General features: G+C 64.0%; 9 protein-coding genes. All 9 read right to left on the bottom strand.

What is annotated here, in order from left to right:
- Position 1: 1 nt before the first annotated feature.
- The 9 genes from E0E39_RS14010 to E0E39_RS14050 all read right to left on the bottom strand — a co-directional run bounded on the left by E0E39_RS14010 (position 2) and on the right by E0E39_RS14050 (position 11117).
- Positions 2–619 carry a prolyl oligopeptidase family serine peptidase gene (locus tag E0E39_RS14010; RefSeq protein WP_130875303.1) on the bottom strand — a complete coding sequence of 206 codons (618 nt, stop codon included), beginning with the start codon at positions 617–619 and terminating at the stop codon, positions 2–4.
- Between the two features lie 13 nt (positions 620–632).
- A complete protein-coding gene (locus E0E39_RS14015) occupies positions 633–1820 on the bottom strand; it encodes a prolyl oligopeptidase family protein (protein ID WP_130875304.1) in 1188 nt (395 codons plus the stop codon).
- An 8-nt stretch (positions 1821–1828) separates the two neighbouring features.
- The gene (locus tag E0E39_RS14020) at positions 1829–3190 is read right to left on the bottom strand and encodes an FtsX-like permease family protein (protein ID WP_130875305.1); all 1362 of its coding nucleotides are present in this window, start codon (positions 3188–3190) and stop codon (positions 1829–1831) included.
- On the bottom strand, positions 3183–3926 hold the full coding sequence (locus tag E0E39_RS14025; RefSeq protein WP_130875306.1) for an ABC transporter ATP-binding protein: 744 nt from the start codon (positions 3924–3926) through the stop codon (positions 3183–3185). Before E0E39_RS14025 ends, E0E39_RS14020 begins: the two co-directional genes overlap by 8 nt.
- A 688-nt stretch (positions 3927–4614) precedes the next feature.
- On the bottom strand, positions 4615–5883 hold the full coding sequence (locus tag E0E39_RS14030; protein ID WP_130875307.1) for an ATP-binding protein: 1269 nt from the start codon (positions 5881–5883) through the stop codon (positions 4615–4617).
- Positions 5884–6012: 129 nt separating this feature from the next.
- On the bottom strand, positions 6013–6978 hold the full coding sequence (locus E0E39_RS14035) for an ABC transporter substrate-binding protein (RefSeq protein WP_130875308.1): 966 nt from the start codon (positions 6976–6978) through the stop codon (positions 6013–6015).
- Positions 6979–7037: 59 nt separating this feature from the next.
- Positions 7038–8045 (bottom strand): ABC transporter permease, encoded by a 1008-nt coding sequence (locus E0E39_RS14040; RefSeq protein WP_130875309.1) that lies wholly within the window; start codon positions 8043–8045, stop codon positions 7038–7040.
- Positions 8045–9601, bottom strand: coding sequence for a sugar ABC transporter ATP-binding protein (locus E0E39_RS14045; protein WP_130875310.1), 1557 nt, complete (start codon positions 9599–9601; stop codon positions 8045–8047). The genes E0E39_RS14040 and E0E39_RS14045 overlap by 1 nt, the downstream gene beginning before the upstream one ends.
- Before the next feature lie 19 nt (positions 9602–9620).
- Complete coding sequence (locus tag E0E39_RS14050) at positions 9621–11117, bottom strand: IS1634 family transposase (RefSeq protein WP_425470697.1); 1497 nt, start codon at positions 11115–11117, stop codon at positions 9621–9623.
- Between the last annotated feature and the right edge of the window lie 116 nt (positions 11118–11233).

The following is an 11233-nucleotide window of genomic DNA, read 5'->3' on the forward strand; positions in this document are numbered from 1 at the left end:
CCTAGGTGATGGTGGAATGTAGGAAGCGGAAAATTGTTGCCAACAGGTCGATGCCTGCGGCTTGATCCGTCGGGCCGCGATGGCTACCGCGACCTTCCAAGAGCGTGGCTTGACCGCCACGACCGGTGAGGGTGTCGACGAAGGCCCTTGCACGCTGGAAGGGGATCCTGTCGTCATTGCGTTGCGAGCAGACCAGAACCTCCGGCAGCGAGCTGCAGTCACTTGGAAGCTGGTGGATCGGTGAGTAGGCGTGCATGTCTCCGGAATCCTTCGACCACGATCCGTACTCCTCGAGCCAGCCACGGCCGGCCGAGGTGGATTCCATGACGGATAGATCCAGCAAGGCGTTGTTCAGGACCGCCGCCCGCAGGAGGTCGGGATGGCGTATGCAGGTCAGCGCTGCCAGGAGGCCCCCGTTGGAACTGCCCAGGCAGGCCAGATGGGCCGGGTCAGAGATGCCCGAATCGGTCAGGTCCTGCAGGATCGAAGCCAAGTCGTCAGCGGCTTGGAGCTTCCCCGTCTTCTGCCCCGCGAGGGCCCAGGCAACTCCCTTCTCCCCACCGCCTCGCACATGAGCGAGGACTAGGTTGAACCCGTGAGCCACCCATCCTGCGTACATTTCAGGGCGATACTCAGGCCTGACGCTCACTCCGAAGCCGCCGTAGACCGTAGACGCACACCAGCGTGGGGGCGGGAGCACCGGAGGTCCGACACAAGTGGTAAGCCGCCTCTCCGAGTTCGCGGTACTCCAGTCGCGGAGCAACGTCGCGAATGGGCTCAGCAGCCCGGCAGGTCACGGTGTGCGGCAGCGTGGCCGGGCTGGACAACGAGGTGACGACCTGGTCCCGGTCTGCTCGGATGATGGTGCAGGCCCCGCCCCAATGTCCGAGATCATCGATCGCCCAGCTCCGGTCGGTGCGACGTGCATGCATGAGCCATTCTTGACCGTCGCGGACGACGACAACGGCGATACCGTCTTCAAAGGGAGCTGCGCTGACCACGACCGCGCGCTCAAGCACGACCTCTGAGCGCGAGGGCTCCTCCGCAGGAAAGAAGACGAGCCCCTGAGCCTTGAAAGCGGCGTGACTCCCGGTAGCAGGGCTCGCGTAGACACCGTTGCGCCCAGCCCAAACCTGCGACCCGTGGGGCAGGTCCAGAGCTCGGGTTTCTCGGCTGCTGCGCAGGTGCCAGCGACGCCCGGAGATAGTTTGCTCCGTGATGAGGTAGGCGTCGTTCCCAAGATGCTCGGCCATGACCGTCACAGCATCCTGTGGGACTTCCGCTATCACCGTGGCCTCGGAGAGCGGCTCTCCTCGACGCCATAGGCGGACGACACGGGGGTGTCCGGCACGAGTCAATTCTGACTCATCTGCGGCCACAAAGGCCAGAACCGTGTCCTCGTCCTGCCATTGGAGCCCTCCCTTGCTGGCGGCGGCTTGAAAGTAGCCTTTTTCCAGGTCGGCGCCGTTGACAATCACTTCATGGGTCATGGCATGGTCTGCCCCGAGGCGGGAAGCGCGGACGAGGAGGGCTCCTCCGGAGGGAGAGGGGAGAACGCCGAGGACGCGCGTATCGCCGTCAGAGTCGCCGAAAGCCGTCGCTAGAAGATCGCCGAGGAACTCCCACTGGTTGCCCACTCGACGGCTGATCGGGGCTCGTCCGGTTTCATTGAAATCCACTTTGTGGATCACTGACTCTCGGGCGAAGTGGGTGACCCTGGAGTTGCTCGTTTCCAAGGCATCGCGCAGCAATCGTTCCACTGGGAGAGCGGAGGTGAGCCCGGTGGGCCTGCTGGTAGCGATGTGATGTTGTTCGATCATCACTCTTCTCATTCGTTTACCAGGCAGGTTGAGAGTGGTCGGCGCCAAGCGGCAAGCCCGCCCATGAGCATGATCATGACGGTACCTGAGCCGCCCAGGAGAACTACGGCCGTGGCTCCGGTCAAGTCGAGGCCACTCAAATCGATGGATGTCTGCCAACGGCTGGCGCATGCCGTCAGTATCAGGAATACGATGCCCGATTGCATGAGAGCGATCAGGACCGCGGTGACAACGTACATGACAGCTTCGCAGATGAACACTGCAACACTTGCGAACGGGGAAGCGCCGGCTATGCGAAGAGATGTCAGATCATGCGCCCGGCGACGGGAGGCCATGAACACGACAGCGGTACTTCCGATAGCGCCGATCATGGCAATAGGGGTGAGCATGAGAATGCCGTCAAACGTGTTGATAGGAGTCCCTTGCGCGTTCGATGCTGCTGCCACCACCATGTTGAAGTTGCCGAAGAGGCCGATGCCAACCATGAGGGAAGTAACCGTCGCGCTTGATTGGTTCACCCGGGTGATGGCGATGTGACGAGCAATAGCCCATGATGTCCATTGAGTGAGCCCAGGAAGCCATGTCCAAGCTCGCATGAGCGGGGTTAGGAAATATGGGGCGCCGAGGGCGACTGTGAGGACCAGAGCCTGAGTAGCGGGCAACAGGGTGACAAATCCCGCGGCAAGTCCCTGCGACCTGGGGACGGCAAACATTGGCGAGAGGAGCGGAACTTGGACGAGGACCACGAACAGAAGAAGCTTGGTAAGGCGTCGTGCGCGAACCGGGGCCTCTGTATCCGGCGCTTGACTCGCCAAGGGGGAAGTGCGAGATGCGCGAACACCGGGCCGAATTCCAGCCAAGATTCCCCACGCGGCGACGATTACAACTGAAATCAGGATTCCCAAGTACCTGGCGGACTCCGGCGGTGATTGGGAAGCGTCGATCGTGCCTCGTCCCAGCAGGGATGCCACAGTGTGATGGAGCGGGACCGAAGCCACGGCCCCAGCCAATGCACCGCAAGCGGAGACGAGGATTACCTGGGTGCTGAAGATCCGCACAACTTGCTGGGGGCTGGCCCCTGCCAGGCGCCACAAGCTGTGTGTGTGACGAGTCTGTGACACAAGCGTGTTCAGCACCCAGCCAAGCACCAGGACGGAAGGGATTCCAGACAGCACCATCAGGTTTGCGGATGCCTCTTGCAGGGCGTCGCGCGCCGTGGGAGTGAGGAAGGCGCTGTCAGGGCCAAGCATCCCCAGGAGAATTGCATAGCTGCACGAAGCCGTGAACATGGCGGTCACGGCTGTGACCAGGAAAGCCCCGGCCCAGACGTTTCGGTGTTCCACGGTATCGCGGATTGCGAGATCAAACATGTTGGCCACCTAACAGGCTTCCGGCGAACAGCTCATCCGCCGTCGGGTTAACGAATATTCGCTGCACTTGTCCGTCGCGGAGCGTGATGGCCCTATCAGCGCGGGCAGCCGCTTGAAGATCGTGGGTCACCAAGAGGACGGCGCTGCCGGCTTGTGTCAGGGACTTCAGTGCGTCGAGAATGATCGATCCGTTGTGGGAATCCAAGGCGCCCGTCGGCTCGTCGGCGAAGACGAGCGACGGTTGGGAGTATATGACACGCGCGACTGCCACGCGTTGCTGCTGTCCGCCAGAGAGGTCGCCAGTTCGCTTTGTGATCTCGGCGCCAAGGCCCATCTGCTCCAGAAGGAGTGACGCGTACTTCTTGTCAATGCGTTGACCGGCGAATCTACGGGGCAGGGTGACATTGTCAATTGTCGGCAGCGATGGGATCAGGTTGTACTGCTGAAAAACGAATCCCACGCCAGCTCGATGAATAGCGGAGATTTGCCGCTGGTTTGCTTTTGTGGTGCACCTCCCAAGCAGCTCCGTCGTCCCATGGTAGGGGCGGGTGAATCCCGCCAAGGTGTACAGGAGAGTTGACTTGCCGCCACCGGACGGCCCCACGATCGACACCATTTCACCAGGAGCGACCGCGAGATTTACATCCTGCAGTACCATGTTGGGATTCTCGGCTTGAGGGTTGTGTGAAACGTAGAGGTTGCGACATTCGCAAACAAAACCGGAGGTGGGGGACATGCTGTTCTCCTATGGACTTTCGGTAGAATAGACGTGACGCCCGGCGTGAATTTCGGATATGGATACCCACTGACGCGGGCGTCACGTCAATTCTCATCATGTGTTCGTTATGCCGGGTCAGCAGAAGATGGAGAAGATGCTCCAGGCGACTTCGGCCTCGTTGGTGTTCTGGGTGTTGAGATCCTGGTAGGCGAGGACGTCGGTCATGGTTTTACTCCTTTTTGTGTTGGTTGTTGATTGGTGATTGGGTTGAGTCAGCAGACGATGGAGAAGATGCTCCAAGCAACTTCGGCCTCGTTGGTCTGTCCAGCATCGAGTTCCTGGAAGTCCAGCAGGTTGATCATTTTTTCGCCTCCTTCGTTGATGTTTCTCGTCAGGTCGTCTTGACAGGAATAAATCTACGTGGATCTCAGGAGGCGCAATACCGTCGTGCGGACGAAATGGGACTGTCCAATTGGCCAGTCTCCGAGTCGTCGATCCGTCAAGGACCCCTCGGCCTCCATCCGCTACGGCCGGTCACTCGGCGGTGTCATGGGGTCGTGGCAACAGTGCTTGTCAGGGAGGGGGTTGTTGGTGCGGCGTGTGCTGCACGGTTGCAGAACCGGGTGGTGGTCGCGAAAGGGGGCAGCGGGAGGGATGCTCGCTGCGGCGGATCACAGGGCTGGATCGCGGAGCCCCGGCCCCGGCGTCACGGCCCCAGCAGCGCCAGGGGCACCACCGCCACCCCGTCCCCGCGACGGTAGGCCGTAGGGCCGGTGCTCACGACGACGAGGTCCTTGACCTTGTCGCCGAGCTGGTCGCGGAGCCAGAGGAGGTGTTTGACGTCCCGATCCGTGACCGACGCCGACAGTTTCACCTCGACCCCCACCAGCACACCGCCACGTCCCTCGACCAGCAGGTCGATCTCGTGTTCTCCCCGGTGTGTCCGCAGGTGCCAGACGCGCGCCTCCAGACCCTGGGCCAGTACCCGCACCGTCAGCGTCACCAGGGATTCGAACAGGGCTCCGAGGAGGGTCCCGTGCCCGGAGATCACCCGGCCCTGTCCGTCGAGGAGCAGGTCCACGTCCACGTCGAGGGCTCGCGCCGCGAGTGCCGGATCCGCCAGGTGGTGTTTGGGTCCGGCGGACAGGCGACGCAGAACGGAACCGGGTGCCCGCCAGGCGGGCACCGGATCGAGCAGCCACAGCGCGTCCAGCCAGTCGCGGTACCGGATGGCGGTGGTGCGGGCCATGGTGTCGGCATCCCCCGGGGTGGCCGCGTCCCGGATGGCCTCGAAGGCCGCGGTGGTCGAGGTTGCGGCTGCGTAGGACCGCAGCCAGTTCCCCAGCGATTCGCCTCGGGGAGCCATGCCCTCGCCGTCACCGTCCAGGACCCGGCGTGTGATGCGGGCCAGATACCCGTCGAGCTGAAGACGCCTGGCCCGTTCCCCCAGGCCACGGATTCCCGGCAATCCCGAACGGGTGATCTCCTCCGCGTAGTCGACCAGTCCCAGCCCGGATTCCCCCGCTATCCGGGCGCCTCCCCCGAGGAGCTCTCCCAGGCCAACCGTGGAATTTTCCAGGTTTCGTTCCGGGAAGGACATGGGGCGCATGCGCAGCGACACGATGCGTCCCGCCCCGCTGTGTCCGGGACCCTTCGCCAGCGGGGTACTACTGCCGGTCAACAGGAAGGAACCGGCAGGGGCGCCGTCATCGACGGCTCTCCGCACGACGTCCCAGGAGCTCGGAGCGAGCTGCCATTCGTCGACGAGCACGGGCGGGGTGATTCTCGTGATGCGCTCGGGATCCGCCACGAAGACCTCCCGGTCCCGGTCGCGGTCCAGGGCCACAACGCCGCCGGCACGTCGTCGACAGGTCTCGGTCTTGCCCACCCCTTTCGGGCCGTCCAGGGCGATGGCGGGCAGCTCAGGCAGCAGCTCATCCAGCTCCTTGTCAATCGCCCTTTCCGAGTATTCCATCGCGCCAATGCTACAGATTCGCAGGTCAAAACGCTACAGATTCGCAGATCAAAACGCTACAGATTCGCAGGTCGGATGCCGGAAGGGGCGGCCCCGATCGGGACCGCCCCTCACCACGCCGGGGACCAGTCAGTTGACGATCTGCTGGATGTCCGGGTCCTTGAGGTTGTCGGTGGTCACCCACACCGATTCGGAGACCACGTTCTTCTCCGCGGGGTTCTCGCCCTTCGACGCGGCGACGATCAGCTCGACCGTCTTCTTGCCCATGCCGTAGGGGTTCTGCACCACGACGCCGCTGATCTTGCCCTGCTCCAACAGGGAAATGACGTCGGGCGAGGAGTCGACGCCGACCACCTTCGTCGGCAGGTTCTTCGCGGACACCTCGTCGGCGATGGCGATCGTCGAGTCGTCGTCGGTGCCGAAGAAACCGACCAGATCCGGGTGCGCCTGCAGGATGCCCTGCGCCTTGTCGCGCGACTTCGCCGGGTCGGATTCGCCGTTCTGCACGTCGACGACCTGCAACTCGGGCACGTTCTTGGCCAGGTACTCCTTGAAACCGTCGCGACGGGCCGCGGCGGTGCCGACCTCACCGTGGGCGATGATCGCGACCTTGCCCGTGCCGCCGGTCAGGGCGACCAGTTTCTCGGCGGCCTGGGCGCCCATGCCCTTGTTGTCGGAGGCGACGGTGGCAACCGGCACGTCGGACCCGCTGAGCGGGGTGTCGAAGATGACCACGGGCACCCCGGACTCCTTCGCCCGGTCCATCAGCGCCGGAGCGCCGTCCTGGGCGCCGTCCTGGGGCGCGAACCCGATGCCCAGCGGCTTGTCGTTGATGGCGCTCTGCAGCTGGTTGAGCTGCTTGTCGCCCTCGGACTCGGTGTCGGGTCCGTTGAAGCTGACGTCGACCCCGAGTTCCTTGCCGGCGGCCTCGGCCCCTTCCTTCACCTTCACCCAGTACTCGGCCGAGTTCGCCTTCGCGACCAGCGCCACGCGGCCGCCCCCCGAGCTCCCGCCCGAGTTCGTCGACTGGTTCGAGCATGCGCTGAACCCGACGACCAGTGCTGCGCTGAGCCCGGCAATGAGCAGTTTCTTCATTGTTTTCTCCTATTCAGGGGTTGTGCTGCACTGCACGTTGTGGGATGGGAGGGCGAGGATCACTCCTCCTTGCCGCCCCTGCGCACGATGTCGACGACCACTGCGATGAGGACGACGACCCCGAGGACCACCTTCTGCCACTGGTCCTGGACGCCCATGATGGTCAGGCCGTTGAAGATGGTCTGGATGGTCACGGCGCCGATCACGGCGCCGAAGATCGAGGCGCGGCCGCCTCGCAGCGACGTGCCGCCGATGACGGCCGCCGCGATGGCGTACATCTCGTAGCCCTGCCCGAGGGTCGGCTGGGCGGCGGACAGCCGCGACGACATCAGGATGCCGGAGATACCGGTGAACAGGCCGCAGATCACGTAGGCCAACACCTTCCAGCGGTGGGTGTCGACGCCGGAGATGCGGGTGGCCTCCTCGTTGGAGCCGATGGACAGGGAGTAGCGCCCGACGACGGTGTGGTTCATCAGCACGCCCGCGACCACGGCCAGCAGGATGAGGATCAGGATGCTGTTGTAGACGCCGGGGATGATCTCACCGACCGCGATTCCGCTGTAGCCCTCGACGTTGCGCAGCGAGATGTTCTTGCCGCCCGCCATCACCAGGGCCGCGCCCCAGCAGACCATCATCATGGCCAGCGTCGCGATCATGGGCTGCATCTTGATGTAGGCCACCAGCACCCCGTTGATGAGCCCCAGCAGGGCGCCCGCCGCCAGGCCACCGAGGACCCCGACCCACATGGGCAGGCCGAAACCGCCCGACTTGGCGATCAGCACCCCCGCGAACACCGACGTCGCAGCCATGCCGAGCCCGGGGGTCAGGTCGATGCCGCCGGTGGCGATCACGAACGACAGGCCGAGCGCCTGCACGCCCGTCACGACGGAGGCCAGCAGCAGCGACGAGATGTTGCTCCAGTCCGCGAACGCCGGTTTCATGATGGTGAAGAAGACGGACAGGAGGATCAGGACGGCCACCACCAGGATCTGCTGGAGGATCGCCTTGTACTGCTCGGGAATACCCCTGGACCGGACGGTGGTGGGGGCGGCGGTGGCGGTGGACATCAGTTGGCCTCGCTCGTGGTCTCGGTTGTCGTGAACTGGGTGGCCAACTCCATGATTTTCTCCTGGGTGGCCTCGGCATTCGGGAGGAATCCGGTGATACGGCCGTTGCACATCACCGCTATCCGGTCGGACATGCGCAGCACCTCCTCCATCTCGGAGGAGATCATGATGATCGACTTGCCCTGGTCGGTCAGTTCGTCGAGGAGGTCGTAGATCTCCTGTTTGGCGCCGACGTCGATGCCGCGGGTAGGTTCGTCGAAGATGAGGATGTCGCAGTCGCGCTCCAGCCACTTGGCGAGCACCACCTTCTGCTGGTTGCCGCCGGAGAGGTTGCGGGCCTGCTGGCGCACGCTGGGGGTCTTCGTGGCGAGGGTCTTCACCCATTTCTCGGCGGCCTGGCGCATCCTGCCGTCCTGCAGCAGCCCGCCCGTGGAGAACTTCTTCAGCGACGGCAGCACGGTGTTGGCCGCGACGTCCTGCTGCAGCACCAGGCCGTAGCGTTTGCGGTCCTCGGAGAGGTAGCCGATGCCGATCCTGACGGCGTCCTTCGGGCTGTGGATGTCCACCTGTTCGCCACCGACCGTGACGACGCCGCCGGTGCGGGGATCGGCGCCTATGAGGGCCCGCGCCACCTCGGTGCGGCCCGCGCCCATCAGCCCCGCGAAACCGAGGATCTCGCCCTTCTCCAGGTGGAAGCTGACGTCCTTGAGCAGCTCTGCGGTGGACAGGTTCTTCACGTCGAGGACCGTCTCGGTGTTCTCGCGCGGTTCGGGTCGCACGTCGGAGGCCAGTTTGCGGCCGACCATGAGCTGGATGATCTCCGGGATGGTGACCTCGGAGCTCGGGCGGCTGGCCACGAACTTCCCGTCGCGCAGGACGGTGATCCGGGTGGACTTGCGGCGGATCTCCTCCATGCGGTGGGAGATGTAGACGATGCCGGTGTCGTCCCCGATGAAGCCGTCCATGATCCGGAACAGCGTCTCCACCTCGGCGTCGTTGAGGGCGGCCGTCGGCTCGTCCATGATCAGGACCTTGGAGTTGAACGAGAGAGCCTTGGCGATCTCCAGCAGCTGTTGGGAGGCGACGGTCAGTTTCCCCACCTGGATGCGCGGGTCGATCCTGACCCCGAGCCGCTCCAGGAGTTCGGCGGCGTCGTTGTTGAGCTTCTTGTGGTCGAGGAGGCCGCCGGGCAGCCGGGGTTCGCGGCCGATGAACATGTTCTGCGCCGCGGTGAGGTGGTTCATCAGGAAGAACTCTTGGTGGATGACGCTGATGCCCGCCTGCTGGGCGGCGAGCGGGGTCGGCAGGGTGATGGGTTCGCCCCGCATCAGGACCTCGCCCTCGTCGGGCTGGTAGAGCCCCGAGAGGACCTTCATCAGCGTCGACTTGCCGGCGCCGTTCTCGCCGACGAGGGCGTGCACCTCCCCGGTGCGCAGGGTGAAGTCGACGCCCTCCAGCGCCCGGACCCCCGGGAAGAACTTGCTGACGCCCCGGGCCTCGAGCAGGACCTCCCCGAGACGGGAACTGGCCTCGGGACCAGATTCGGTGGTGGTCATGTATCCTGACTTGGCTCATTTAGTGTCGTTCCCGGGTGTTGTGGATGGCGTCGAGCCAGGTTTGGATGTTGTTGGGGATGGGGTCTTCAGCGGTGACGATGGCGTCGCCGGCTTGGATGTCGATGGTTCGGTAGCGGCGTAGTGTTTTGACCAGGGTCTTCAAGCTGACTTTGGTGGTGGCCTCCAACCAGCGAGCGACGGCGAGGGCGGCGAACACGATGGTGAGGTGGGCCTCGATCGAGTCTTTCAAGTGGTGGTGGATCGGGCGGGCTTTCAGATCGGATTTGCTCATCCGGAACGACTTCTCGATCTGCCACAACTGGTGGTAGGCGCCGATCACGTACTCCGGCCTCGGGTCAGCCAGGTTCGTGATGTATCCCTTCCAGCCAGCCAGCGCTTTGGCTTTGGCCTCCAAGTCCCGGTTCACCGATTTCTGTGCGCCGGTGAGGGTGATGAACCGGTTCCGTTTCACCGGGATCTTCCCTGCGACCACGCGTTCGGCCTTGCTGACCTGCTCGCTGATACCGCGTAGGGTACGGCGTGCTCGGTCGGCCCGGTACTGGTAGTAGATCGTCTCTGTCACTGCTGCCCCGGCCGGGCCCCTCGACCAGGGTTGAGTCAGGGTCAGCCCGTCAGGGGGCTGCTGACCGGAATGGGTCTTCAGCCACTCCCGCACGATGTAGGGGACCTCGGGGATCTTCTGGCCCACGATGAACCGCAACCCCGCCCCGGACAACGCCCGCAGGTTCCCGTCAGACAACATGCCCGCATCAGCCACCACCGTCACCTCCGGCAGGGCGTGAGCGGCCTGGAACGCCTGGAGCGACGGGATGATCGTGGTCGTCTCCGCACGGTTACCCTCGAACGCCTCCACCATCAACGGGAACCCCCGCGCGTCGGTCAACAACCCGATGGTGATCTGGGGTTCCAAGCGGCGTTCCTTGCTGTATCCGGGTTCCCGGAACCCGTCCCCAACATCAGTCTCAAAGTAGAGCGTGCTCACGTCGTACAACACCAAAGTGGCAGGCCCCAACCCGACGTGACAAGCGCACGCGGACGCTATCTGCTGCCGCCACGCCGGCTCGGCATACACGGCGAGCCGACGCTTCACCGTCGCGTAGCCGCAAGGCCGAACCCCGATCTCTTCGAGCACCCGCAAGGTCTCCAACTTGCTGGCCGGCTCGATCAACCGGCCCAGCACCAACTGCTTGAAAACCTCGTCACCACCACTGGCGGTATCGAACCCGAGTCGTTCAAACCCGACCGACAAGGCATTCCACAAGTGCTCTGCCCGCGACCGCCGGATCGGTAGCGCCCGCCGTCGTGGCTGCCCGTCCCCGAAATCGAGTTCGTCCTGACCAGCGGCGATCATGCGCTGCCGCGCCACCGCTTTCAACACCTCAACATCCTCCGGCGTGTGTGCCGACCCGATGTGATCCATCGACCGCGATCCACGAGACGACGACCACACCACCTGAACCGCCGTCGCCCCCGACGCGGTCTTCACCGTCCTCACATACGGACTCACCCCAACAGGCTAGAACACCCCCGATTAGTGCACACCACACCAACCAAAACCCCTAGCCAACACCCCCTCCAACCCCAAAAACACCAAACATGAGCCAAGTCAGG

Origin of the sequence: [Pseudopropionibacterium] massiliense, from assembly GCF_900607225.1 — a bacterium.
In the GTDB taxonomy this organism is placed as follows: domain Bacteria; phylum Actinomycetota; class Actinomycetes; order Propionibacteriales; family Propionibacteriaceae; genus Arachnia; species Arachnia massiliensis.

Excerpts from the sequence above, each read along its gene's own strand:
- E0E39_RS14010 (WP_130875303.1), bottom strand. The coding sequence starts at position 619 with ATGTACGCAGGATGGGTGGCTCACGGGTTCAACCTAGTCCTCGCTCAT.
- E0E39_RS14015 (WP_130875304.1), bottom strand. The coding sequence starts at position 1,820 with ATGATCGAACAACATCACATCGCTACCAGCAGGCCCACCGGGCTCACC.
- E0E39_RS14020 (WP_130875305.1), bottom strand. The coding sequence starts at position 3,190 with ATGTTTGATCTCGCAATCCGCGATACCGTGGAACACCGAAACGTCTGG.
- E0E39_RS14025 (WP_130875306.1), bottom strand. The coding sequence starts at position 3,926 with ATGTCCCCCACCTCCGGTTTTGTTTGCGAATGTCGCAACCTCTACGTT.
- E0E39_RS14030 (WP_130875307.1), bottom strand. The coding sequence starts at position 5,883 with ATGGAATACTCGGAAAGGGCGATTGACAAGGAGCTGGATGAGCTGCTG.
- E0E39_RS14035 (WP_130875308.1), bottom strand. The coding sequence starts at position 6,978 with ATGAAGAAACTGCTCATTGCCGGGCTCAGCGCAGCACTGGTCGTCGGG.
- E0E39_RS14040 (WP_130875309.1), bottom strand. The coding sequence starts at position 8,045 with ATGTCCACCGCCACCGCCGCCCCCACCACCGTCCGGTCCAGGGGTATT.
- E0E39_RS14045 (WP_130875310.1), bottom strand. The coding sequence starts at position 9,601 with ATGACCACCACCGAATCTGGTCCCGAGGCCAGTTCCCGTCTCGGGGAG.